Source organism: Uliginosibacterium flavum, from assembly GCF_040566545.1.
Lineage (GTDB): Bacteria > Pseudomonadota > Gammaproteobacteria > Burkholderiales > Rhodocyclaceae > Uliginosibacterium > Uliginosibacterium flavum.
In genome coordinates, this window is sequence record NZ_JBEWZI010000009.1 from 127915 (window position 1) to 153273 (window position 25359).

General features: G+C 58.3%; 23 protein-coding genes. 4 read left to right on the top strand and 19 right to left on the bottom strand.

Going from position 1 to position 25359, the window contains the following annotated elements; genetic code table 11:
* Positions 1-7 precede the first annotated feature (7 nt).
* On the top strand, positions 8-2092 hold the full coding sequence (locus tag ABXR19_RS10345) for a WD40/YVTN/BNR-like repeat-containing protein (protein ID WP_354601044.1): 2085 nt from the start codon (positions 8-10) through the stop codon (positions 2090-2092).
* A gap of 462 nt (positions 2093-2554) precedes the next feature.
* Here ABXR19_RS10345 and ABXR19_RS10350 read toward each other — a convergent pair whose 3' ends face one another.
* On the bottom strand, positions 2555-3640 hold the full coding sequence (locus ABXR19_RS10350) for a pectate lyase (RefSeq protein WP_354601045.1): 1086 nt from the start codon (positions 3638-3640) through the stop codon (positions 2555-2557).
* A 323-nt stretch (positions 3641-3963) separates the two neighbouring features.
* On the opposite strand from ABXR19_RS10350, the gene ABXR19_RS10355 reads away from it, so the two are divergent.
* The 3 genes from ABXR19_RS10355 (at position 3964) to ABXR19_RS10365 (ending at position 7948) form a co-directional block, all read left to right on the top strand.
* On the top strand, positions 3964-5682 hold the full coding sequence (locus ABXR19_RS10355; protein ID WP_354601046.1) for a DUF1800 domain-containing protein: 1719 nt from the start codon (positions 3964-3966) through the stop codon (positions 5680-5682).
* 10 nt (positions 5683-5692) lie between these two features.
* Entirely contained in the window at positions 5693-7090 is a 1398-nt protein-coding gene (locus tag ABXR19_RS10360; RefSeq protein WP_354601047.1) for a DUF1501 domain-containing protein, read from the top strand.
* Positions 7091-7192: 102 nt separating this feature from the next.
* Positions 7193-7948: a TerC family protein gene (locus ABXR19_RS10365; RefSeq protein ID WP_354601048.1), complete on the top strand. Its 756-nt coding sequence runs from the start codon at positions 7193-7195 to the stop codon at positions 7946-7948.
* Between the two features lie 181 nt (positions 7949-8129).
* On the opposite strand, the gene ABXR19_RS10370 is transcribed toward ABXR19_RS10365, so the two are convergent.
* From ABXR19_RS10370 to rpsB, 18 genes are all read right to left on the bottom strand, one after another.
* Positions 8130-9755, bottom strand: a complete 1626-nt coding sequence (locus ABXR19_RS10370; RefSeq protein ID WP_354601049.1) for an NAD(P)/FAD-dependent oxidoreductase — start codon at positions 9753-9755, stop codon at positions 8130-8132.
* A gap of 87 nt (positions 9756-9842) precedes the next feature.
* The gene (locus ABXR19_RS10375; protein WP_354601050.1) at positions 9843-10196 is read right to left on the bottom strand and encodes a YkgJ family cysteine cluster protein; all 354 of its coding nucleotides are present in this window, start codon (positions 10194-10196) and stop codon (positions 9843-9845) included.
* A 154-nt stretch (positions 10197-10350) separates the two neighbouring features.
* Positions 10351-11151, bottom strand: coding sequence for a TrmH family RNA methyltransferase (locus ABXR19_RS10380; RefSeq protein WP_354601051.1), 801 nt, complete (start codon positions 11149-11151; stop codon positions 10351-10353).
* 1 nt (position 11152) lies between these two features.
* Positions 11153-11752: a ribonuclease HII gene (rnhB, locus tag ABXR19_RS10385; protein ID WP_435594316.1), complete on the bottom strand. Its 600-nt coding sequence runs from the start codon at positions 11750-11752 to the stop codon at positions 11153-11155.
* Positions 11749-12888, bottom strand: a complete 1140-nt coding sequence (gene lpxB / locus ABXR19_RS10390) for a lipid-A-disaccharide synthase (RefSeq protein ID WP_354601052.1) — start codon at positions 12886-12888, stop codon at positions 11749-11751. Before lpxB ends, rnhB begins: the two co-directional genes overlap by 4 nt.
* 12 nt (positions 12889-12900) lie before the next feature.
* Entirely contained in the window at positions 12901-13671 is a 771-nt protein-coding gene (gene lpxA / locus ABXR19_RS10395) for an acyl-ACP--UDP-N-acetylglucosamine O-acyltransferase (protein WP_435594317.1), read from the bottom strand.
* A complete protein-coding gene (fabZ, locus tag ABXR19_RS10400) occupies positions 13668-14105 on the bottom strand; it encodes a 3-hydroxyacyl-ACP dehydratase FabZ (protein WP_354601082.1) in 438 nt (145 codons plus the stop codon). Before fabZ ends, lpxA begins: the two co-directional genes overlap by 4 nt.
* Positions 14106-14110: 5 nt before the next feature.
* Complete coding sequence (gene lpxD / locus ABXR19_RS10405; RefSeq protein ID WP_354601053.1) at positions 14111-15139, bottom strand: UDP-3-O-(3-hydroxymyristoyl)glucosamine N-acyltransferase; 1029 nt, start codon at positions 15137-15139, stop codon at positions 14111-14113.
* 7 nt (positions 15140-15146) lie between these two features.
* Positions 15147-15644: an OmpH/Skp family outer membrane protein gene (locus tag ABXR19_RS10410; protein ID WP_354601054.1), complete on the bottom strand. Its 498-nt coding sequence runs from the start codon at positions 15642-15644 to the stop codon at positions 15147-15149.
* Positions 15645-15654: 10 nt separating this feature from the next.
* Complete coding sequence (gene bamA, locus ABXR19_RS10415; RefSeq protein ID WP_354601055.1) at positions 15655-18006, bottom strand: outer membrane protein assembly factor BamA; 2352 nt, start codon at positions 18004-18006, stop codon at positions 15655-15657.
* Positions 18006-19367 (bottom strand): RIP metalloprotease RseP, encoded by a 1362-nt coding sequence (gene rseP / locus ABXR19_RS10420; protein ID WP_354601056.1) that lies wholly within the window; start codon positions 19365-19367, stop codon positions 18006-18008. Before rseP ends, bamA begins: the two co-directional genes overlap by 1 nt.
* Positions 19364-20557, bottom strand: coding sequence for a 1-deoxy-D-xylulose-5-phosphate reductoisomerase (gene ispC, locus ABXR19_RS10425; protein ID WP_354601057.1), 1194 nt, complete (start codon positions 20555-20557; stop codon positions 19364-19366). Before ispC ends, rseP begins: the two co-directional genes overlap by 4 nt.
* Positions 20558-20570: 13 nt before the next feature.
* Positions 20571-21395 (bottom strand): phosphatidate cytidylyltransferase, encoded by an 825-nt coding sequence (locus ABXR19_RS10430; protein ID WP_354601058.1) that lies wholly within the window; start codon positions 21393-21395, stop codon positions 20571-20573.
* Positions 21396-21397: 2 nt separating this feature from the next.
* Positions 21398-22174: a polyprenyl diphosphate synthase gene (uppS, locus tag ABXR19_RS10435; protein ID WP_354601059.1), complete on the bottom strand. Its 777-nt coding sequence runs from the start codon at positions 22172-22174 to the stop codon at positions 21398-21400.
* A 34-nt stretch (positions 22175-22208) separates the two neighbouring features.
* Positions 22209-22766 carry a ribosome recycling factor gene (frr, locus tag ABXR19_RS10440; RefSeq protein WP_354601060.1) on the bottom strand — a complete coding sequence of 186 codons (558 nt, stop codon included), beginning with the start codon at positions 22764-22766 and terminating at the stop codon, positions 22209-22211.
* A gap of 10 nt (positions 22767-22776) precedes the next feature.
* Positions 22777-23490, bottom strand: a complete 714-nt coding sequence (gene pyrH / locus ABXR19_RS10445; protein ID WP_354601061.1) for a UMP kinase — start codon at positions 23488-23490, stop codon at positions 22777-22779.
* A gap of 14 nt (positions 23491-23504) precedes the next feature.
* Positions 23505-24404 carry a translation elongation factor Ts gene (gene tsf / locus ABXR19_RS10450; protein WP_354601062.1) on the bottom strand — a complete coding sequence of 300 codons (900 nt, stop codon included), beginning with the start codon at positions 24402-24404 and terminating at the stop codon, positions 23505-23507.
* Positions 24405-24500: 96 nt separating this feature from the next.
* A complete protein-coding gene (rpsB, locus tag ABXR19_RS10455) occupies positions 24501-25250 on the bottom strand; it encodes a 30S ribosomal protein S2 (RefSeq protein WP_354601063.1) in 750 nt (249 codons plus the stop codon).
* Positions 25251-25359: the final 109 nt, after the last annotated feature.

The following is a 25359-nucleotide window of genomic DNA, read 5'->3' on the forward strand; positions in this document are numbered from 1 at the left end:
GCCTGCCATGCGCTACTCTGCCCTGCTTTGCCCGACGCTGCTTCTTGCTGCACTGAGCCTTCCCGGCCATGCCACCGAGACGCAGCAATGGCGCATCGAAACCAGCAACGCCAACCTGTTTGTCAGCGCCCACAGCCCCGAATGCAAAGCCAGCGTGATTGTCGGCAGCGACGGCACAATCCTGCGCTCCGGCGACGCAGGCCAGACTTGGCAGCCCGCTGAGGGTGGAGATGCCATCACGTTTTCAGCCATCCTGGCTGACGCGGCACGCCAGCAATTCATTGCCGTCGGCAGCAATGGCAGCATCCTGCGCGCCAGCGATTGCGGCGCGCACTGGCAAGCGATCGAGAGCCCGGTCGATCAGAATCTGCGCAGCGTGAAGGTCGTGGATACGCAACAAGGCATTCTTGTTGGCGTCGGCGCACAAGGCGCGATTGTCCGCTCAAGCGATGGCGGCGCACACTGGCAAACCATCCGCACCAACAGCCCCGCTTACATCGGCCACCTGCTGCAGCACTCGCGCAGCAAAGTCCTTATTGCTGGCGGCGAGAAGGGCTTGTTGCTGCGCTCCAGCGATACCGGCAGTCACTGGAAAACGCTCGCAGGCACACCCAAAACGGCCGACCTGACCCAATTGCTGGAGCTTCGCAACGGCGTCCTGCTGGCAGCCTTCAGCAATGGACAGGTTTTGCGCTCGACGGATGCGGGTAAGCGCTGGCAATCCACGCACGTCCCTGGCTCGGCCAGAACACCGATCATTAACGGTATCGCCCAGGCCGACAACGGCCGCATTGCAGCGGTCACCCAGGATGGCCGCGTCCTGCTGTCCAGCGACACAGGTCTGAGCTGGCAATACATCAACACCGGAACGAACGCTTTCCTCATGGGAATTCAGGCACTGCCCGATGGTGAATTCATAGCAGTCGGCGCCAAGGGGGCGATTTTGCGCTCCTCGGAAAACGGCCTCCTCTGGACCCTTCAGCCCAGTGGCACACAGCAGGATCTCGAATCCATCGCCCGCCTGCCCGGCGGCGAATTGATCGCCCCCGGCGTGGGCGGCGTGATTGCCCGCAGCGTCGATGAAGGCCGCAGCTGGCAACTGGTTCGCAACGGCCAAAGCAAATACACCCACGCCATTGCTGGCGCGCCGGATCGCGGCATTCTGGTTGCCGCTGGCGTGAATGGCCACCTTGCGCGTTCGAGCGACGACGGACGCAGCTGGTCGCCCGTGCCCACGCCAGAGGATGTCTATTTCTTCAGCGCGCTGTATCACCCGGCCAGCGGCTCCTTTCTGGCCGCAGGCAGCTTCAGCCACATCATGCGCTCCACCGACGGCGGCAAGACCTGGCAGGACAAGCGCGTAGCGGGCGATGCCACCCTCGACCAGCTGATCCTGCTTACCTCCGGGCGCATCCTGGCTCTGAGCACTGACGCCGGCATCCTGTACTCCGATGACGGCGGCGCCAGTTGGCAAGCCAGCGATGCGGACAAAGACATCATCTGGCTATCCCTCGCCGAAGATCCCAAAAGCAGAATCCTCGTTGCAGCCGGGCGCGACAACACCCTCGCGCGCAGTGCCGACGATGGCAAGACCTGGGAAAAACTACCTGACAGCCTTGGCGCAGGCATCGTCCGCGTGCGCAACATTGCCGGCGTATTCCTGGCCTCCGGCAACGAGGGCAGCATCCTGCGCTCGACCGATACAGGCCGCAGCTTTGAAAAAATCATGCTCCCCGTCTTCACTACGCTGATCGATTTTTCCCAGATCCCGGAAGTGTCCGGTGGCATGCTCGCCGTGGGCAGCAAAGGCAAAATCCTGCGCTCGACCGACAAGGGCCTGAGCTGGACAAACATCGAGTCCGGCAGCACGAACCTGCTGCGCGTGATGGTGGCCGAACCCGCCAGCAAGACCCTGCTGGTGGCGGGACGTGGTGGTGCCCTGCTTCAATCGGCAGATCAGGGCCTCAGCTGGCAGAGAGCCAGCAGCACATCGGAAACGCGCATTTCCGGCGTCTGGCGTAATCCTGCAAGCGGCGCAATCCTGTTCTGGGGTGACCGCATCCTGCGCGTGACGCACGCAGGTACGCCATAAACACAGCCTGAAGAGCTGCACGCAGCCTTGCTGTGCGGCATGCCTGCCCGCAGAAGTCCGAAAATCAAGGCGCTACAACATACCAGTCAGAAGAAGCTTATCCAGCAAGCCTCTTAGGGCAGATCATGTGTAGAGGCTCGCCTTGCTGCGCCTGCGCCTCACACGAAGGCATCTTGTATCGGCGGGCAACAATCGGGCTCAGCTATTGGGCGCAACACGCGGCATCCCTACTCAAGCCGCGAATCACCGCGGCATCAGAATATTTCACGGATTTGTTTCTCATGTCCTGCCAAAGGAAATAAAACGCGGCCGTGTGTAGAACGTTGCGTTCTGCGCAAGAAGCCTTGCCCTTCAACATGGAATCTGCGACATCAAACTTCACGTGAGCTGATCAAGAATCCCGTCAACGCAAAAACGGGCGCCGAAGCGCCCGTTTCATTTCAAACTGTCCTGCGAAGCAGATCAGTATGCAGTCACGTCGGAAGTGCTGACGTTGCAAACTGAAGTATTCCACTTCTCGCCAATCTTCGGCGATTCAGCGCTACCGTTTTTCTCGATACCTTTGTACTCGACACAAACGGCCGGGCTGCCAGACTTGTAACCCTTGATCTGCAATTTGCGGATGGTGACCACGTCGCCGTAGTTGCCGTTCGCACCAGCGATGGAACCAGCCTTGCCAACCTTGACGTTGGTCATGGTCAGCTTGCGTGGGCCGCCATTATTGGTGCAGTTACCGCACGAACGCCAGACCTTGCCGGTATCCACAATGTAGGAATCCTGGATCACGGTTGTGGAGTTCTTGCTGTTGTGCTGCAGAGCCTTGTCGGTCGCACCGGCGATGATCACATTCTTCACGGTCATCGTTGCGCCAGCGCCGAGGTTGGAGGCGGCATCTTCGCAGGTATCTTCCCAATACACGTTCTGGATCGTGCAGGAGCCCTTGCAATGCACACCATCGGAGCCTGGCAAACCGCCAGCGATGATCACATCCTTCAGGGTTGCACCTTCTTCAAGGATGAACACCGGGATCTGGCCTTCGCTCGTGCAGTTCTTGGAGTTCTTCACGCCGATACGCTGATTGCCGTAGCTCTTGGAAGTTCCAGCCGGGATCGTGGTCGTGCCAGGGTTGGTCACGGTGGCGGTAGCCGACGGGATCGTCATGTTGATGGTGCCGGTGCTGCCGCCCGAAGAGGAGCTGCTGGAGCTGCTGGAAGACGAGCTACCCGAGCTGGAGCTGGACGACGACGAGCTGCTGGAGCTGGACGACGAGCTGCTGGAGCTGGTGGTCGCGGCACCAACCGAACACCAGGCCGACGAAGCGTAGCTATTGCTCGGGAAAGCAGAGCTGGAGCAGGCGAAGTTGCCAGTCTTGACGGCATACACAAAGGAGCCGGACTTGCCGAGCGCCACATTGCGGGTGCCGGACACAGCACAAGTAGCGCCGGTATTCTGGGCGCACTTGGTGTAGCCCGAAGGGGCATCGGATGCGGCAAAAGAGCTGCCTGCAAAAGCCAGAGCCGCCAGGCTCAGAATGATCTTGTTACGCATTATGTTTGTCTCCTCACACTCATTGAATTTCGGGAAATCCCCGGATTCTGAAGCTGTCTTGTTTTAGCCTGTCAATGTAGGACTGTTACCTACAAGCAAATCAGACAAGTGGCCGAAAATTAGACTCATCGCCTGCGAACGTCAACGCCGCCCAGCGCTGCTTAGCGGCAGAACGTCACCCGAAAAAAGAAAATAACCAACAAAAACAAAACGCTAATGCACAGATCAATTATTTTAATACAGGGAAAACCCCTACCTCCTTGGTTGAGCCCGGTAACAGCTGGCCCGTTTAGTATCCGCATAAGCCTCAAAGAGAACGCCACATGCCATTTACCCGCCTGAGTTTGTACTGCTGCCTGCTACTACTTGGAGCCTGCACCAGCCCGCTACAGCGCGGCGAATATCCCGCAAACCCACGCGCGCTCAGCCGCCCGTCCTCCCCGGCCGAGCCGAAATACCCGGCTCCTTCGCCCGCCGAAGCTTCGCGTTTCCTGCAGCAAGCCACATTCGGCCCGAACCCGGCCGAGATCGAGGCGCTCAGTCGCAGCAACTATAAAGCTTGGTTCAAGACCCAGTTCGCTACGCCGCAAACGCTTTTCCTCCCTGCGGTAGAGCCCGAGCACGCCAAGCTCGCCAAGGGCCAGAACCTGCATCAGCCATTGTTCTTCGGTCTGTTCTGGAAAAACGCGACCAACGCGCCGGACCAACTGCGCCAGCGTGTAGCCTTCGCACTGTCCGAAATCTTCGTAATCTCCTTCGAGGGCCAGCTGGACGTGAAGATCCGTGGTGCGGCCTCTTATTACGACATGCTGGGTCGCAATGCTTTTGGCGACTTCCGCAGCCTGATCGAGGAAGTCAGTCGTCACCCGATGATGGGCATCTACCTCTCGCACCTGAAAAACCAGAAGGAAGACCCGACCAAGGGCCGCGTGCCGGATGAAAACTATGCACGCGAGCTGATGCAGCTGTTCACCATCGGCTTGTATGAGCTGAACCTGGACGGCTCGCCGAAGCTGAAGAACGGCGTACCCATCGAAACCTACGACATGGACGACATCACCGGGCTGGCCAAGGTGTTCACCGGTTTTTCCTACGGCGGCCCCGGCGAGACCGATCGGCACTTCAACAATCAGGGCCGCGAGCCACGCTGGGATATCGTCCCCATGAAGGGCTACCCGAAGTTTCACTCCACCAGCCAGAAGGATTTCCTCGGCGTCACGATCAAGCCACAGACCGTGGCCGACCCGGAAGGCGATCTGAAGATTGCGCTTGATGCGCTGTTCAATCACCCCAACGTCGGCCCCTTTTTCGGCCGTCAGCTCATTCAACGCCTGGTTACCAGCAACCCCAGCCCGACCTATGTCGAACGCGTCGCGCGTGCCTTCAATGACAATGGCACTGGCGTGCGTGGCGACATGCAGGCGGTGATCCGCGCCGTGCTGCTCGATCCGGAAGCGCGTAATCCGGCGCCATCAACGAGTGGCAAGCTGCGCGAACCGATCCTGCGCCTGTCGCAATGGCTGCGGGCCTTCAACGCGACATCGGCCTCGGGCGAATTCCGCATCCAGAACACCGACAACCCCGGAACCTCGCTGGGCCAGAGCCCGCTGCGCTCCTCCAGCGTATTCAATTACTACCGCCCCGGCTTCATGCCGCCCGGCACCGAGATCGCGCGCCAGAACATGGTAGCGCCGGAGATGCAGATCGTCTCCGAAAGCGCCGTCGCCGGTTACGCCAACTTCATGCAGAGCACCATCGAAGCCGGTGTGGGCCGCGCGGAAGGCGGCAAGCGCGATGTACAGGCAGATTACAGCGCGCAGATGGCAGTCGCCGACAAGCCGGTCCAGCTCGTCGACCAGCTGGATCTGCTGCTCACGGGCCAGCGCCTGAGTGTCGGCAGCCGCACACGCATTGCCGAGGCCGTGACCGGTATTGGCATTCCCGCCAACAACCCCGCCAATGCCGAGAACGCCCGGCGCAACCGCGTCAAGCTCGCCACCTTGCTGATCATGGTGTCGCCGGAATATCTGGTGCAAAAATAAGGACGTCGCCATGAGCCAAGCCTCCCGCCGTGAATTCCTGCGCCGCGCAGGCGCCTTCAGCCTGCTGCACACAGCCGGCCCACTCGGCCTGCAACTGGCCGGCATCGGTGCTGCTGCAGCAGCGACCCAGCCGAATGACTACCGTGCCATCGTCTGCCTGTTCATGTACGGCGCCAACGATGGGCACAACACAATCGTGCCACTGAACGCCGACGCCTATGCGCGCTACGCCAGTGCACGCTCCGTCATCGCCCTGCCCCGAGACGCGCTCCTGCCCTTGGCCTCCGGGCAGGGCGCTGCGCAAGGATCACTGGGCTTGCATCCCGAGCTAGGGGCCTTGCAGAAGCTTTACCAGAGCGGCTCTGCAGCCATCCTTGCCAACGTCGGCCCGCTCGTCGTACCGATCAAGGACGCCGCGACTTTCAAGGGCACGAACATCGCTCGGCCGCCGAAACTCTTCTCGCATAACGACCAGCAGGCCATCTGGCAAGCCTTCTCGCCCGAAGGCGCGAAGATCGGCTGGGGTGGACGCATCGCCGATCTGCTCGCCGCGCAGAATGGCAAGCATCTCTTCACCGCCATCTCGGCAGCGGGCAACGCCGTGTTTCTGGCCAGCGACAAGACCATCCAGTACCAGATCACCAACAGCGGCGCGATCGGCTTCAACCGGACGAGTGCCGGCAATATTTTCGGTTCGGCCAAGGGTGCGGAAGCCCTGCGTGCGCAGATTGCCGCCGCGCAAGGGGATCTCTTCGGTCAGGAATACGGCACGGTGGTCAATCGCAGCATCGAGGCGCACGGCCTCGTCTCCGCCGCGCTCGCCAAGCTGCCCGAAGCCGATCCGCGCGTCGCCCTGCCGCCCGAACTGGCACAGGACAAGCTCGCCCAGCAGCTGCGCATCGTCGCGCGCCTGATCGGCGTGCGTGATGACGACAACATCCAGCAGAAACGCCAGGTCTTCTTCGTCTCGCTGAACGGCTTCGACACCCACGATCACCAGCTCGACAAGCAGGCCGAACTCTTGCGCAGCGTCGCGCAATCCATCGCCTACTTTCAGGAGTCGATGGAAGAGCTGGGCGTGGCCGACAAGGTCACCCTGTTCACCGCTTCGGATTTCGGCCGCGCCCTGCTGTCCAACGGCGACGGCTCCGATCACGGCTGGGGCAGCCACCACTTCATCGTCGGCGGCGCGGTCAAGGGCGGCAAGCTCTATGGCCAGTTCCCGGAGGTCGCACTGAACACCAGCACAGACGTGGGCAACGGGCGTCTTCTACCCACTACGGCCGTCGATCAATATGCCGCCACCCTGGCACGCTGGATGGGCGTGGCGGAACGCGATCTACCGCTGGTGTTGCCTAACATCGGCAACTTCGCCACAAGCGATCTGGGCATCATGAAGTCAGGCTGATTCAGCCCGGAGAAATTCCGCTAGCCCGCGCACGCTTCAAACTCGCGGATCCTCACCAAAATGCGCTAGTCTCACGCCCTTCGCTCAAAACCGGATTTCATCATGTTCGAATGGCTCGCAGACCCGAATGCCTGGATCGCCCTCGCCACGCTCACCGCGCTGGAGATCGTGCTCGGCATCGACAACATCATCTTCATCTCCATCCTCGTCGGCCGCGTCGAGGAATCTCGCCGCAATCTGGCCCGCCGCCTGGGGCTGGGTCTGGCCATGCTCACACGCATCCTGCTGCTGCTGTCGCTGGCCTGGATCATGAAACTCACCGATCCGCTTTTCGCCGTATTCGGTCAGGAAATTTCGGGGCGCGACATCATCCTGATCGTCGGCGGCCTGTTCCTGTTGTGGAAGAGCGTGCATGAAATCCACGGTTCGCTCGAAGGCATGGAAGAGCACCACAGCACCAGCAACCCGGCCCGCGCAGCCTTTGGCTCTGTGCTGGTGCAGATCGCCATCATCGACATCGTGTTCTCGCTGGATTCGGTCATTACCGCCGTCGGCCTGGTCGATCAGGTGGGCGTGATGATCACGGCGATCCTGTTGTCAGTCGCCATGATGATGTTTGCGGCCAAGCCGATTGGCGAGTTCGTGGATACCAACCCGACCATCAAGATGCTCGCGCTGAGCTTCCTTGTCATCGTCGGCGTGACCCTGATCGCCGAAGGTTTCGGCACGCACATTCCGAAGGGCTATGTGTACTTCGCGATGGCCTTCTCGCTGGGCGTGGAGATGATCAACATCCGCCTGCGCAAGAAGACCGAACATCGCCTGAAGCTGCTCAAGGAAATTCCGGGCGAAGACTGAACATTGCCTGATCAATACCCGGAGAGCCGCGCCCAGAGCGGTTCTCCGGGCAGGTTTTTTTAGGTGCGACTTCAGTCGCACATTGCGCTCGGCGATCCACGACCAGCGAGCGACTGAAGTCGCACCTACAAATTCTGCGCCGACAAGATCGGCGGAAACTTCACTCAGCACTCAATCCTCGTTACTCAGCACTGCCGCCGCAGGCGGCAACCATGCTCAGGGCCAGCGCCTCGGCCACCTCAATCCCATCTACCGCGGCCGACAGAATGCCACCGGCGTAGCTGGCACCCTCGCCTGCCGGATACAGGCCGCGCGTATTCACGCTTTGATAATCCTGCCCACGCCGGATGCGGATCGGCGATGACGTGCGCGTTTCCACGCCGGTCAACACCGCATCATTCATCGCATAGCCGCGAATCTGGCGGGCCAGTGCTGGAATCGCTTCGCGCAGCGCGGTGATGGCGTAATCAGGCAGCGCGGTCGACAGATCGGTCAGCGTCACGCCCGGCTTGTAGGAAGGCTCGACTTCGCCGAGTTTCGTCGAGGGCCGCCCGGCCAGGAAGTCACCGACCAGTTGCGCCGGAGCGTTGTAATTGCGCCCGCCCAGCTCGAAGGCGCGGCTTTCCCAGTGGCGCTGGAAGTCCATGCCCGCCAGCGGGTTCTCCGGGTAGCCGGGGAAATCCTCGGGATTGATAGCGACGACGAGGCCAGCGTTGGCGTTGCGCTCGTTGCGCGAATACTGACTCATGCCATTGGTCACGACGCGGCCTTCTTCGGAGGTCGCTGCCACCACGGTGCCGCCGGGGCACATGCAGAAGGAATACACCGAGCGGCCGTTCTTGCAGTGGTGCACCAGCTTGTAATCTGCCGCGCCAAGAATCGGATGACCGGCAGCAGCGCCATAGCGGCACGCGTCGATCAGGCTCTGCGGATGCTCGATGCGAAAGCCGATCGAGTAGGGCTTGGCCTCCATATAGACGCCGCGCGCATGCAGCATCTGGAAGGTGTCGCGCGCACTGTGGCCGACCGCCAACACCACATGCCGGCTTGGCAGCAATTCACCATTCACGAGTACACCGCACACTTGCCCATCTTCAATCACGATGTCCTCGACCCGGCTCTGAAAGCGGATCTCACCGCCCAGCGCGATGATGTCGGCGCGCATTTTCTCGACCATGCCGACCAGACGGAAAGTGCCGATGTGTGGCCGATTGATCCACAGGATTTCTTCCGGCGCTCCGGCCTTCACGAACTCGGTCAGCACCTTGCGGCCGAGAAAGCGTGGATCCTTGATCTGGCTGTAGAGCTTGCCGTCCGAGAAGGTGCCGGCTCCGCCCTCACCGAACTGCACATTGGATTCGGGATTAAGCTTGTTCTTGCGCCACAGGCCCCAGGTGTCCTGCGTGCGTTCGCGCACCGCCTTGCCGCGCTCCAGCACGATCGGCTTGAAGCCCATCTGTGCCAGGGTCAGCGCAGCCAGAATACCGCAAGGGCCGAAGCCGATGATGATCGGCCGCTCGGCCAGCCCCTCCGGCGCCTGCGCCACAAAGCGGTAACTCATGTCTGGCGTCGGTGTGATGTGCGGTGTGCCAGCCAGGCGTTCGCGCACGGCCGCCTCGTCGCGCAGCTCCACATCCACCGAGTAGATCAGCTTGATCTCGGTGCGCTTGCGTGCGTCCGGACTGCGCTTGTAGACGCTGAAGCGCAGCAGCTCCGCCGCCTCGATTCCCAGACGCGCAAGAATCGCGGCGTGCAGGGCGGCATCGTCATGATCGAGGGGAAGCTTTATTTCGGTGAGGCGCAACATACGGAAAATCCTGAGAAATACGGCAGCAAGACAAGGCTTCGCCAAGGGGCGCTATGTTAACAGAGCGGCTCTGAAACAGGCATCAGATCAGACCAGCACCTGCCGGGTCTCGGCCATGAAACGGTGAATCTGCGCTTCGACACGCTCATCAATCATCAGCGCTGGCCGCTTGCCGACAGGACAAGGCATGCGCGGCGTCGTGCCAAACAGGCGACAAATGAGTGGGCGCTCGGCATACACCGTGCAGCCTTGCGGACCGAGATGCGGGCAAGTCAGCGCAGCCAGCGCCGCCTCATGTGCCGCTGCACTGACACGCGGCAGACGCGACATTTCTTCACTGGACGTGGTGACCGGGCCACAACAATCATGACAGCCCGGCTGACATTCAAACGCGGGAATGCGTTCGCGAAAGAAGCGAATTTGCTGGCGGTGGGTATTCAAGATGAAGTTCTGCCTTCGCAAAATGGCGGCCGGGGCGAAAACTGGCGAATCGGAAGCCTACCTGTAGCCCCGCATGTAGCCTTGATTTTCAGCATGCCATCCTGAAAAAGTCCGCTAGGAGCGGCTCTTCGGCACGCTTCAACTCAGGCGGAACTCAAGCGGCTACTTCGCGCTGACGCACCTGCTCAAACAAGCAGACAGCGGCAGCGGCGCCGACATTCAGGGATTCAATTTTTCCAGGCATTGGGATGCGCACACGATGTTGTGCCAAGGCCTGCAAAACGGCCGGCACGCCCTGCCCCTCGGCACCGAACACCCAGATGTTTGGCTGGCGCAAATCAAGTGCGTAGAGCGAAACAGACGCGGGGCCCAAACTGGTCACCAAGACCGGGCGCGAGCTGCCCGTCAGGCGCGGCAGCAGATCGCAGCCTTCTTCAATGGCCAAACAAAACTGTGCGCCCATGCCGGCACGCAAGGCTTTTGGCGACCAAGCTTGCGTCGTCTGCGCGTCGAGCCAGACACGCGTCACTCCGGCTGCCACAGCCGTGCGCAACAAGCTTCCCAGATTGCCCGCATCCTGTACGCCCGCCAAGGCCAGCACATCGCCTGCGCCCGAGTCTTCGGCCAAAACGGAGGGCAAGGCAATCTCAGCAAGCATGCCAGTCGGCGTCAGCACTGGGCTGAGCGCATTGAAAAGCGCAGGCGCCATGACCAGCACCGGCAGCTCGGGATCTACGTTTTTCAAGCGCTGCAGCACGTCAGCAACGACGGCAGACTCCAGCACGTCTTCGCGCAGCAGCAGCTGTCGAATCGGCCAGTCGGCATCCAGCGCGGCCTGCAGCAAGTGCTCGCCATCGATAATGCTGGCCCGCTCCGTGCGGCGCATGCGCGCGTCATCCAGCAAGGCGCGCAGACGCTTGAAGCCCGGATTGTCGCGTGAGGAAATAAATTTCATGTCAGCGATCACCAAACAGCGAGCCTTGCCCCAGCAAGACGGCGACCGGCCCGAAGCTGCGCCGATGCTCGGGCGTCACGCCGTAGGTGGCCAAGGCCTGAATGTGCGCGGCGGTGGGATAACCTTTGTGCCCGGCAAAACCGTATTGCGGGTAACGCTGATCCATCTCGACCAGCTGTGCATCGCGATGGGTTTTGGCGAGAATTGATGCCGCGGAGATGGATGGCTCGGTCGCATCGCCTTTGACAATGGCACGCGCCGAGATCAGCAGGCCAGTGGGCACGCGATTACCATCGATCAAAACCTCATGTGGCGCAATCTTCAAGGCTTCTACCGCGCGGCGCATAGCCAGCATGGTGGCATGCAAGATGTTGAGGCGATCAATCTCTTCCACGCTGGCCTCGGCAATTGCCCAGGCCAAGGCATGCGCCTTGATTTCGATGGCCAGCTTGTCGCGCTTCGCCGCGCTGAGTTTTTTTGAGTCAGCGAGGCCGGCAATATGAAAAGCAGGATCGAGGATCACGGCTGCCGCCACCACCGAGCCGCACAAGGGGCCACGCCCCGCCTCATCCACGCCGCAGATCAAGGACATGGGCTTCATGCCCGAGCCAGCAGCAAGGCCACGGCCTCGGCAGCTTTCTCGGCATTGTTCTGGCGCAGACTCAGATGGATCGTCTCGAAACGCGTCGCCAGCAGCGCACAGGCGTCTTTGTCATCCAGCCATTTGCCCACGGCGGCGGCCAGCTTGTCCGGCGTCGCCTCGTTCTGGATAAGTTCGGGCACCAGAAACTCGCGCGCCAGAATATTCGGCAAGCCCACCCAGGGCAGGTAAGTCAGGTATTTGGCGATGCGATACATCAGCGCGCCAACCTTGTAGGAGATCACCATCGGGCGCTTGAGCAATGCGGCCTCGAGCGTGGCGGTACCGCTGGCCACCAGCACCACGTCGGCGGCAGCCATCGCTTCGTGCGCATGACCGAACAAGAGACGTACCGACAAATGCTGAGCGCCCGCGAGATACAAGGCTTCTTCGAAAATCTGCCGTGTCTGCCGGGTAATCAGGGGCACCAGAAACTGCAGCGCCGGCCGCTCTGCAGCGAGCAACTTGATCGTTTCGATATAGGTAGCGGCAAGCCGCCGCACTTCGCCTTCGCGACTGCCGGGCAGGATGGCGACAATCTGCGCATCCACCTCAAGCTGCAGGATCTCGCGTGCGGGTCCCACTTGTGAAGCAATGGGAAACTCGTCGGCCAGCGGATGGCCTACAAACGTCGCCTGAATACCATGTCTGGCATAAATTTCAGGCTCAAACGGAAACAGACAGAGGATATGCTCAGCCGCACGACCGATTTTGTGCACACGGCTGCCACGCCAGGCCCAGATTGAAGGACTGACGTAATGCAGGGTGCGCACGCCGGCGCGGCGCAAACGCGTCTCCACGCCCAGATTGAAATCCGGGGCGTCGATACCGATGAAAACATCCGGGGGATTCTGCTTCAGCCGCGCCAATAAACCGCGACGTACGCGTAGCAGCTCGGGGAGACGTTTGATGGCATCAACATAGCCCATCACCGATAAAGTTTCGCAAGGCCACCAGGCATCGAAGCCTTGGGCCTGCATCTTCGGGCCACCAATTCCGACGAATGAAGCCATCGGAAACTTTACGCGCAAGGCCCGGATCAGGTGAGCTGCGAGCAAATCCCCCGAGGCCTCGCCTGCGACCATGGCTATGCGCATGACGCCCGTTCCTTAACGAATGATGCCGCGAGTGGACGCCGCGAAAAAGTCGAGCATGACCTGCAGTTCCGGAGTCTCCGCAGAGGCGACAGCAATGCTGGCACGCGCCTCCTCCAGCGAAAGATTCTGCCGATACATCGCCTTGTAAGCACGCTTGATCTGGGTAATGGCTTCGGCCGAGAAGCCACGCCGCCGCAAACCTTCGCTATTCACGCCATGCGGCGCAACCGGGTTGCCCGAACACATAACGAAAGGCGGAATGTCCTGAGTGATGATGGAGCCACCACCCGCCATGCTGTGCGCGCCGATGATGGCGAACTGATGCACAGCAGCCATGCCGCCAAGAATCGCAAAATCACCGACATGCACATGACCGCCAAGGGTCACGTTATTGGCCATGATCGTGTTGTTGCCGACCTGACAGTCGTGCCCGATGTGCACGCCAGCCATGAACCAGTTGTCATTGCCGATACGGGTAACGCCCGCATCCTGGGCAGTACCGATATTGAAGTTGCAATACTCGCGAATCGAATTGCGGTCGCCGATCTCCAGCGAAGTTGGCTCGCCCGCATACTTCTTGTCCTGCGGAATTTCACCTAGCGAAGCAAACTGGAAAATCCGGTTTTCGCGCCCGATACGGGTACGCCCCTTGATCACGCAGTGCGACGCAACTACCGTTCCTTCGCCGATCTCGACGTGTTCGCCGATGATGCTGAACGGCCCGACTTCGACGCCAGCAGCGATCTTCGCGCCCGGATGGATGATGGCACTGGAATGAATCATGGCAATTGCTTGATGGCACACATCAAATCGGCCTGAGCAGCCATTTCATCGCCGACGCGGGCGACTCCTGAAAACTTCCAGACGCCACGCATCTCACGGGTAAGCGTCATCTCAAAAGTCAGCGTATCACCCGGCAATACGGGACGTTTGAAACGCGCATTATCGATCGCCGCAAAATACAGCACCGAATTCTCATCCGGCACAGCCCCACGCGTCTTGAACGCCAGAATGGCCGCAGCCTGTGCCATCGCCTCGATGATCAGCACGCCCGGCATCACCGGCGAGTGCGGAAAATGGCCCACAAAAAACGGTTCATTGATCGTGACATTCTTGATCGCCACAATCCGCTCGCCCAAAGTCATTTCCAGCACACGATCCACCAGCAAAAACGGATAGCGGTGAGGCAGATATTTCATGACCTCGTGGATATTCATTGCACTCACGCTTTACTCTCCAATTCTTTCATTTTCTTCTCAAGTGCCCGAAGTCTGTTTGCCATCTCGTCGAGATGCCTCAGATGCACCGTATTACGCAACCACTCCTGATGCGGCTGCGATGCAATCGTGGAGGTATACACCCCCTTCTCACTGACCGACTTGCTGATGAGCGAACGCCCGGAAAGGACGACATCGTCACACACCTCGATATGCCCCAGGATTCCGGACTGCCCGCCAATCCTCACGCGCTTGCCGATTGTGGAACTGCCGGCCATCCCGGACTGCCCGGCAATCGCAGAGTTCTCGCCAATCCTGCAATTGTGCGCAATATGCACCATGTTATCGAGCTTCACGCCGCTCTCGATCACGGTGTCGTCAAGCGCACCACGATCAATCGTGCAGTTGGCGCCGACTTCAACATCATCACCGATCAATACGCGACCAATTTGCGGAATTTTTTCCCAGCTGCCATCACGCCGGGGCGCAAAGCCGAATCCATCGCTGCCAATCTCGCAACCGGCATGCAGAATGCAACGAGCCCCGATACTTGAGTCCGCATACACAACAACATTGGCATGAAAAAGCGTCCCTTCGCCGATGCTGGAACCGCGTTCAATCATGCAACCTGGGCCGATCACCACATTCTCGCCAATCTCGCAATCTTCGCCAATAAAGGCCAAGGGAGCGACAGCCGCCGAAGCTGGCAAGGTCGACTGCACCACCGCACTAGGATGCACGCCTCGATACGGAGAGACGACAGGATTGAGCAACTGCGCGACCTGCGCGAAATACAGGTAAGGATCCCGCACAACAATGCGTGGCAAATCTGTTGAGTCGGCCAAGGCCAGCGGCACAATTACCGCTGCTGCAGAAGTCGCCTGCAAGGCCTTGAGATACTTCGGATGGGCAACAAAACCGATTTCCCGACCATTCGCACGCTCTAGCGGAGCCACCTGATCGATAGTGACATCAGCATCACCACGTACTTCGCCACCCAACTGGGCAGCGATCTCTTGAATACTCAAAGCCACATTCAACTCACTTCACATCGACCAAGGACTTGATGACCTTGTCAGTAATATCGATCGCCGGACTCGCGTAAACTGCCTCCTGCAGGATCAGATCATATTTTTCCCGCTCTGCAATCTGCTGGATCACCCGGTTCGCCTGCTCCTGAATCCCCGCCAGCTCTTCATGCTGACGCTGTGCATAATCTTCACGCAAAGTGCGCTCACGGCGCTGGAAGTCACGGCTCATATCCGAAAATTCACGCTCCTTGGTCTTGCGCTCTGCTTCGGGCAAGGAGAGTGATGCTTTCTCGAGCGAAGACTGCATCCCCTGCAAGGTTTTGCTTATTTTCTGCAAATCCTGCTCACGCCGCTCAAACTCTTTCTCGAGCTTCTTCAAGGCGCGCGCCGCCGGCGCCGATTCACGCATCACCCGCTCGGCATTGACAAAGCCAATACGCATCTGCGCCCATGTCGCGGCCGGCATCGCCAACAATACAATCAAAAACAACCCGATCACCCTGCGCATGCCATAACTCCTACATTGCAGTCCCGATAAGGAACTGGAAGCGTTGCACATCATCGCCAAGCTTCTTTCTCAAAGGAAAACCGAGGCTGAATTTCAAAGGGCCAATAGGTGACAACCAGCTCATGCCGAATCCGGTGCTGTAACGAAAATCAGTCATGGCAAAACTCGTCGTTTTATCGTCCCAAAGAACCCCGCCATCAATGAACGCACTCAAACGCATGCTCCGATCTTTCTCCTTCACACCGGGCATCGGAAACAGAAATTCAAGCCCCCCCGTAATCCGCCGAGTTCCGCCCACGGACACTGACGACGAGGATCCATCGGAGTAATTACTCTCAGCCTTGGGGCCGATCGAGTTGTCTTTGTAACCACGAATCGTACCAATACCGCCGGCATAATAATTCTTGTAAAACGGAACTGGCTTGCCTCCATAACCTTCGGCGAGGCCAAAATCAGAGTTAAACATCAATGTGTAGGTATTCGTCAGCGGAACGTAACGCTGCCACTGGTAGCTCAGGCGCCCATATTGCATATCGCCCGGAGGAATCGCCAACTCCAGATTAACTCGCTGATATGTTCCATTGGTCGGATAGGTCGCGCTATTGCGCTTGTCACTCAGCCACCCCAAGGTCGATAGCAAAGTTGTTGTTGTCACTGAGGATTGTGTGCAATCCGCGTCCGACGAGCCCTCGCACCCGAATTCCTTGATGAAATCCTTGTACAGTTTCGGACTATCTTCATACGTTTCAATTTTGGTCTGATCGACCGACAAACCCAAGAAAATCCGGTCATCCAACGCAATAGGTACACCGAAACGGATACCCGCCCCCAATGAATCCGACTTGTAACCAGCAACCGCCAATGAGCGAGTGTCGGATTTGCGATTATAAACATCGAAACCGCGACTCACGCCATCCTCGGTCCAGTATGGGTTCTCAAAAGATACGGTGGCAGACCGATTAACCTTGCCTGTGTTCACGGATAAGGACAAAGCATTCCCCGAACCGAACAAGTTATTCTGGGAAATCGAGCCCATGAAACCCAACTTTTCAGTTGCGGAGTATCCAACCCCCAGCGACAGGGAACCTGTAGCACGCTCCTTGACATTAACATTTAGATCAACCTGATCTGCTGCACCAGTCACCGGAACGGTATCAACCGAAACGTCCTCAAAAAAACCGGTTCGATCAACACGAATCTTCGAACGATCGACCTTCTGGCGATCAAACCACGCACTCTCCATCTGGAGCATTTCACGCCGGATTACTTCGTCACGAGAACGATTATTACCCACAACATTAATACGATTGACATAAGCACGCCGACCAGGATCAACAAACAAGGTCAGTGCGACTTCGCGCGTATCGTCATTCAGCTCCGGAACTGCATTCACATTGGCAAAAGCATAACCATCGTTACCCAAACGATCAGAAACTGCTCGAGTGGCTTCATTTACTCGGGAGCGTGAGTAAATTTCACCACTCTTCAATGTCACCAGTTTGCGCAACTCGGCCTCTGGCAGCAGCAACTCACCAGCCAACTTCACCGAAGAAATTTTGTACTGCTCACCTTCGTTAATGGCAATCGAGATATAGACGTCTTTTTTGTCGGGCGTAATCGAAACCTGCGTAGACTCTACGGCGAAATTCAGATATCCACGGTCCAGATACCAGGACTTCAATTCCTCGATGTCCGCCTGGAGCTCCTGCTTTGAATATTTGTCATGGCGAAACCATGCAAACATGCCGCCCGACTCTTCGAGCACCATTAAATCGAGCAAACGGCCTTCCTTGAAAGCCTTGGCCCCGATGATGCGAATGCTGCTTATCTTGGCAACTTCACCTTCGGCAATCTCAAAATTGATGGCAACCCGATTCCGCTCCAAGGGTGATACGGTGGTTTTTACCGAGACGCCGTAATAGCTCCGTGTCAGATACAGGCGCTTGATTTCCTGCTCAGCCTTCTCAAGCTGAGAACGGTCGAAAGTACGGGACTCGACAATTCCGATCTCCTTGAGTCCTTTCAGGAGATCTTTCGAGTCAAAAGCCTTGTTGCCGGAGAAATCAACTTGGGCAATTGCCGGACGTTCGTCGACGATTACGACCAATACATCCTTATCAACATCAATACGCACATCGCGATAGAAACCGGTCGCATACAAAGCCTTTACCGCTTTGGCGACCACATCTTCGCTCACGGAATCGCCAATGCGGATGGGCAGATAATTGAACACCGTACCCGCCTCGGTCCGCTGAATTCCTTCCACGCGGATATCCTTGACAACAAAAGGGGAGTAGGCCAGCGCCAACGGAGACAGGAGTGCCAGCACTCCGATCTGGATTGCAGTGAAAGTCTTGGACATCAGCCGAAGAAAACCCGATGAAAGTCGTTGAAAAAGGCCAGAGACATCAGCAACACAAGCATGACCAAACCAATCCGCTGCGAGAGCTCTTCAGCCCCCTCGGACAAGGCTCGCCCCCGGATACGCTCGATCGCATAATACAGTAAGTGCCCCCCGTCCAGAATCGGAATGGGCAAGAGATTGAGCACGCCCAGACTGACGCTCAAAGCCGCAATCAAGCCTAGATACGCGTCAACCCCGGCCTTAGCACTCTGCCCGGCCGCATCGGCAATAGCAATGGGGCCACTGACATTGCGCCAGGAAATATTGCCTTTGACGATATGCCAGATTGCCTGCAAATAGAACCCAGCCGTACTGAAGGTCTGACTTACCGCGTGCACGCCCCCCTCCAGTACGCCATAGCGCACAGTAATGATGCTTTTCGCGACAGCATCCCTGTCCATACCGACCGGAATCCCGATCCGACCTTGAAGTGGCTTATCAGCTACCGACTCAGGCCTCACCTCAAGCGTCAACAGCTTGCCCGCACGCTCGACCTGCACACTCAACGTTCGCCCCGGCGATGCGGCGATTATTTTTACGAATTCAGCCGCAGATCCGAGTTCAAACCCGTCCACTTTGCGCACCCGATCACCCTCGGCAAAGCCAGCGAGATCGGCCGGACTATCCGCCAAAGGACGCCCCAACACTGGAACCGTCAGTATTGCTGGCAAGCTCACTCCGAGCTGCTTCAAAGCATCCGGGGCTTTTTCGTCAATCAGCACCCCCTGCATAGCCAGATCAAAACTGGCGAGACCTATGCCTTCGCGCTGCACTTCAAGCTTGACCCGTTCTGCATCCAGTGCATGCTGAACAACCAGCCACTTAAGATCGCTCCAGCCACGAATCTCCACGCCTGCAAATCGGGTTACGCGATCCCCTTCCACGAGACCAGCTTGCGCGGCAGACGAACCTGAAGCCACCGGTCCCAGAACAGCGGGAAAGTCGCGCGTTCCAGCGCACGCCATCCCCCAATAGATCAGGATCGCCAGAAGCAGATTAGCCAAGGGTCCCGCTGCGACAATAAAAGACCTCCGTCCCAGAGACTGGGTATTGAACGCGCGATGACGCTCGCCGACATTCACTGAGCCTTCGCGCTCATCAAGCATCTTCACGTAACCACCCAGCGGCACAGCAGCCAGGGACCATTCCGTCTGATCCGACCCCACTCTGCGCATCAGGATTTGCGGACCGAAACCCAGGGAGAAGCGCAAGACTTTCACGCCACACAAACGCGCGGCAGCGTAATGGCCAAGCTCATGCACCACGATCAGGATGCCGATGGCCAACAGGAAAAAGAAAATGTAATGGGCGGAGTTCATGCGGACAGCAAGAGTTTGCGTGACAGGCGTTCCTGGACAAAAGCTCTTGCGGCACGGTCTGCAGCGAGAACATCATCCAGCGAAGAAAGCGGGGTTACGGGAATCTTTTCCAGCGCCTCCGCCACGACACCCGCAATCCGGTCGAAACGCAATCCGCCATCCAGAAAGGCCGCTACAGCTTCTTCATTGGCGGCATTCAAGGTAGCCGGAGCACTCCCGCCGGCGCGCAATGCGTCATAGGCAAGCTGAAGGCACGGAAAACGGGAAAAATCCGGAGCCTCAAAAGACAGAGCGGCAATCTTGACCAGATCCAGACTCGCCACCCCGGAAGCAATCCGCTCGGGATACGCCAAGGCGTGCGCGATAGGCGTGCGCATATCCGGATTCCCCAGCTCAGCGAGTACGGAGCCATCCTCATACTGCACCATGGAGTGGATCACGCTTTCGGGATGAATCAGCACATCGATACGATCCGCTTCAACTCCGAAAATCCAGCTGGCCTCAATGACCTCCAGCCCCTTATTCATCATGGTCGCCGAATCAACCGAAATCTTCCGCCCCATCACCCAGTTCGGGTGCGCGCAGGCCTGATCGGGTGTGACATGCTGCAAGGCATCCAGAGGCGTTTTGCGAAAGGGTCCGCCCGAAGCCGTCAGCACCACCTTGCGCACGCCACACTGTCGCAGACCGTACTCAAAACCGGCAGGCAAGGACTGGAAAACAGCATTGTGTTCACTATCAATCGGCAGAAGAGTTCCGCTCGATTTGCGCAGAGCTGCGATGAAAACATCGCCGGCCATGACCAAGGCTTCCTTGTTGGCCAGCAACACACGCTTGCCGGCCTGCGCCGCAGCCAGTGACGAGCCCAGACCCGCAGCCCCGACAATCGCCGCCATTACCGTCGTCACCTCAGGCGCGGCCGCAATCTGCTCCAGCGCCGATGGGCCATGCATGATATTGAGCGTCGGAAAATCGCTCAGCAACTCACGCAAGATAACGGCCTCAGCAGGCCCCGCCACGACGGCATGTTGCGGTTGAAAACGCCGACATAGATCGGCCAGCTTTTCAACCTGACGATGCGCCGAAAGAGCAAAAATTTCATAACGCTCGGGGTGGCGTGCGACGACATCCAGCGTGCTCAAACCGATGGATCCGGTCGCCCCTAAAACGGTCAGCACCTGTTTGTTCATCACAACTCCAGACTCAATCAAGCAGTTGCAATGCCAACAGCGTCGCGCCCGCAAACGGGAGGAAAGCCAGCATGGCGTCCACGCGATCCAGCACCCCGCCGTGCCCGGGCAGCAACTTCCCGCTGTCTTTCACGCCAGCCTCGCGCTTGACGAGCGACTCGAACAAATCACCGAGCACGCAAACGAGCACGTAAATTAAAGCCAGCACGACAACCCACAGCAGCGCCATTTGGTTATGAATGGCAGGCACAAAAAACCACAAAGCGGAGCAGAACAACAGAACCCCCACCACTGCCCCGCCGACACCTTCCCAGGTCTTTCCCGGGCTGATTTCGGGCGCCAGCTTATGCTTGCCAATCGCACGCCCGACAAAAAAAGCTGCAATATCTGCCGCACTCACCAGCAACAAGGCGGCAACCATCAATAATGGATCTGCCCGCCGCAACTCCAGCATGGCAATACCCGTCGGCACCATCATCAGAAAGCCGACACCATAGCGCCAGTACCAACCCACCGGTTCCAGATGGAAATACAGGAAGGTCGGCGCTGAGAACAACCAGAATGAAATACTGACTGCGTAGATCGCACCGATTAAAAACGTCGCGTCGCTTTCAAGGCTTGGGGCCACCACCGCGCAGTACGCAATCGGCAGGACGCAAAGGACACTCAGAACGACCTGCCCGATGCGCCCGATATCCACCAATGCGCACCATTCGTGCAACGCCAGCACAACGATGATCGCCACGACACAGCCCCAGGCCCAGTCAGGAAAAAAGAAGATCGCCAGCAACATGCCGACAGCCAGACATACTGCGGTCAATACACGCTGCTTCAGCATTTTCAATCCTGTTTGTCTTGGGGCGATGCGCCCGTCAGTTGTTCGCTGGTCCGCCCAAAACGGCGCTCACGCTTGCGATAGGAGTCAATTGCCAGATCAAACGCCGCTTCATCGAAGTCCGGCCACAGGCAATCGGTAAAATAGAACTCGGTATAGGCCAGTTGCCAGAGCAGAAAATTGCTGACGCGCTGCTCACCGCCGGTGCGGATGAACAGATCAGGCTCCGGCGCATCCGCTAGGCACAAATGCGGAGCCAGATCTTCCTCGGTGAAATTGTCACGCTTGCCGGCATCGCTCGCCAACATGCGATTCATGGCATTGAGAATATCCCAGCGCCCGCCGTAATTTGCAGCGATAGACAGGGTCAGCGCGGTATTTCCGGCCGTCAACGCTTCCGCCTGCGCGATCGTTTCGACCAGCTTCGCATCAAAACGCGAAAGATCGCCTATCACTCGTAAACGGATATTGTTCTTGTGGAGTTTTTTGACTTCTTCACGCAGCGCCTGCATGAAGAGTTGCATCAGGAAAGATACCTCATCCTGCGGACGACGCCAGTTTTCGGAACTGAACGCAAACAAGGTCAGGTGCTGCACGCCGCGATCGATGCACAGTTTGACCACATTGCGCACGGTATCCAGGCCGCGTTTGTGCCCCGCTACGCGCGGCAAAAAGCGCTTGCGCGCCCAGCGCCCATTCCCATCCATGACGACGGCAATGTGCTGCGGCACGGCATACCCCTCGGGAATGGCGCGCGTGGAACTGATCAGCCTGGATAGCATGAGATGTCGAACCGATTGATGGCGGTTTCGCGCATCAAACCTGCAGCAACTCCTGCTCTTTGAGAGCAAGCATTTTGTCTGCTTCAGCGATATAGCGATCCGTCAGCTTCTGCACATCGTCCTGAGTGCGGCGATCATCATCCTCGGAAATCTCCTTGGCTTTGACCGCTTCCTTCAGGCTGTGATTGGCATCACGACGCAGGTTGCGAATGGCAATGCGTGCATCTTCGGCTTCGCTGCGCACGACCTTGATCAGGTCTTTGCGACGCTCTTCGGTCAGCATGGGCATCGGCACGCGCACGATATCGCCCATGGTGGAGGGATTGAGCCCCAGATCTGCATCACGAATGGCCTTTTCGACCTTCGCAATCATGGGCTTTTCCCAAGGCTGAACGCCGATGGTGCGGGCATCCAGCAGGGTTACATTGGCGACCTGATTGATCGCAGTCGGCGTGCCGTAGTAATCGACCATCACGTGGTCCAGCAAGCCAGTATGCGCACGACCCGTGCGCACCTTGCCGAGGTCGTTCTTAAGCGCCTCAAGCGACTTCTGCATTTTTTGTTCGGTGTTTTTCTTCAGCTCGGGAATCATCGTCAGCCCCTTAAATATGCACGAGCGTGCCTTCATCTTCACCCATGACAACCCGCATCAGCGCGCCCGGCTTGAAAATGCTGAAAACCTTGATCGGCAAACGCTGGTCGCGACACAACGCAAACGCCGTGGCGTCCATCACCTGCAAGTTGCGTGAAATCGCCTCGTCAAAGGAAATCTTGTCGAAACGTGTTGCAGTGGGATCCTTGTTCGGATCGGCATTGTAAATGCCGTCGACTTTGGTTGCCTTGAGAACGATCTCGGCTTCCATTTCCGTACCGCGTAGCGCAGCAGCAGTGTCCGTCGTGAAGAACGGATTACCGGTACCAGCCGCAAAAATCACGATCTTGCCTTCTTCGAGATAGCGAATCGCCTTGTTGCGGATGTAGGGTTCAACCACCTGTTCCACATTCAGGGCCGACTGCACGCGGGCCGAAACCCCCGCCACGCGCATCGCATCACCCAGCGCCATCGCATTCATGATGGTCGCCATCATGCCCATGTAATCGGCGGTGGCGCGGTCCATACCGGAAGCCGCGCCAGCCATGCCGCGAAAAATATTGCCGCCACCAATCACGATGCCGACTTCGACACCGAGACGCGAAACTTCCGCCACCTCAGCCACGATACGCGACACCACGCTCTGGCTGATGCCATACGCGCCATCGCCCATCAGGGCTTCACCGGACAATTTCAGAAGAATTCGCTTATAGGCAGTGGGCATTTTTCGCTCTCCGATTAACGTGCAGCAGCAGCCTTAGCGGCTTGTTCGGCCACTTCAGCGGCAAAGTCATTCACCTTCTTCTCGATGCCCTCGCCCACGCTGAACAGCGCAAAGCTGGCGACCGAAGCGGACTTGGCCTTGAGCAGTTGCTCAATGGTCTGCTTGCCGTCTTCTGCCTTCACAAAAACCTGGCCCAACAGGGTCACGTCCTTGAGGAACTTCTGCACGCTGCCTTCGGCAATCTTCTCGATCATGGCTTCCGGCTTGCCGGCTTCCTTGGCCTTCTCGATCGCCACGCGACGCTCGACTTCAATCAGGTCTGCCGGCACGCCCGAGGCGTCCAGTGACTTCGGCTTGAAGGCAGCGATATGCATCGCGATATCCTTGGCCAGAGACTCTTCACCCCCCACCAGATCCACCAGCACGCCAATTTTGGCACCGCCGTGAATATAGGCAGCAACCTGACCTTGAGCAGCCACGCGCTGGAAGCGGCGGATACTCAGGTTTTCGCCAATCTTGCCGACCAGCGCAGCGCGCACGCTATCCACCGTCGAACCATCCAGCGGCAGCGCCAACAGCGCAGCCACATCAGCCGGGTTCTGGGTGGCGATCAGCTCAGCCACGTTCTTGGTGAAAGCCAGGAAATCGTCGTTCTTGGCAACGAAGTCAGTTTCGCAGTTCACTTCGACCAGCGAGGCCAATTTGCCATCAGCGGCGATGAACGTGCCAACAATGCCTTCGGCCGTCACGCGGGTCGCGGCCTTGCTGGCCTTGTTACCCAGCTTGACGCGCAGAATCTCCTCCGCCTTGCCCATGTCACCATCGGCTTCGGTCAGCGCTTTTTTGCATTCCATCATGGGCGCGTCAGTCTTGGCGCGCAGCTCAGCAACCATGCTTGCGGTAATAGCCGCCATGCTTACTCCTGAATTCTTTAATTAGATTAAAAAGACAAAAAGCTTGTCACCCAAGTGCGCTTACGCGACTCCGATGACAAGCTTGCAATGCAAAGATTACGCTTGTGCGGCGGCGTCTTGCACTTCCACGAACTCGTCAGAAGCGGCGACTGCGGCACCCTGACCGGCGTTCTCACGACCTTCCAGCACTGCATCCGCAACACCTTGCGCATACAGACGGATGGCACGGCTGGAGTCATCATTACCCGGAATGATGTAATCCACACCTTCAGGCGAGTGATTGGTATCGACCACACCGATCACCGGAATACCCAGCTTCTTGGCTTCGGTGATGGCAATCTTGTGGTAACCGACGTCGATGATGAAAATCGCGTCCGGCAAGCCGTTCATATCCTTGATACCGCCCAGGCTCTTCTGCAGCTTTTCCAGTTCGCGCGTGGTCACCAGCGCTTCTTTCTTGGTCAGGCGCTCGATGGAGCCATCGGCAACCATCTGTTCCATGTCCTTCAGACGCTTGATCGAGCCTTTGACCGTCTTGAAGTTGGTCAGCATGCCGCCGAGCCAGCGCTCATCAACGTAAGGCATGCCAGCGCGCTGTGCTTCTTCAGCCAGGATCTCGCGAGCTTGACGCTTGGTGCTGACGAACAGCACGTTGCCTTTGTTGGCGGACAGCTTCTTCACGAAAGCGATGGCTTCGTTGTACTTGGCCAAGGTCTTTTCGAGGTTAACGATGTGAATCTTGTTGCGATGACCGAAGATGAAAGGGGCCATCTTGGGGTTCCAGAAGCGCGTTTGGTGACCGAAGTGGACACCGGCTTCCAGCATTTGACGCATGGTTACAGCCATTTGATACTCCAAATTTCAGGGTTAGCCTCCGCCCGCCGTGATGCAGGATTTTTCGATCACTGCATGCTAGCTGCCTCACGAATGAAGCAGACCCGTTCCCGGCGAACGT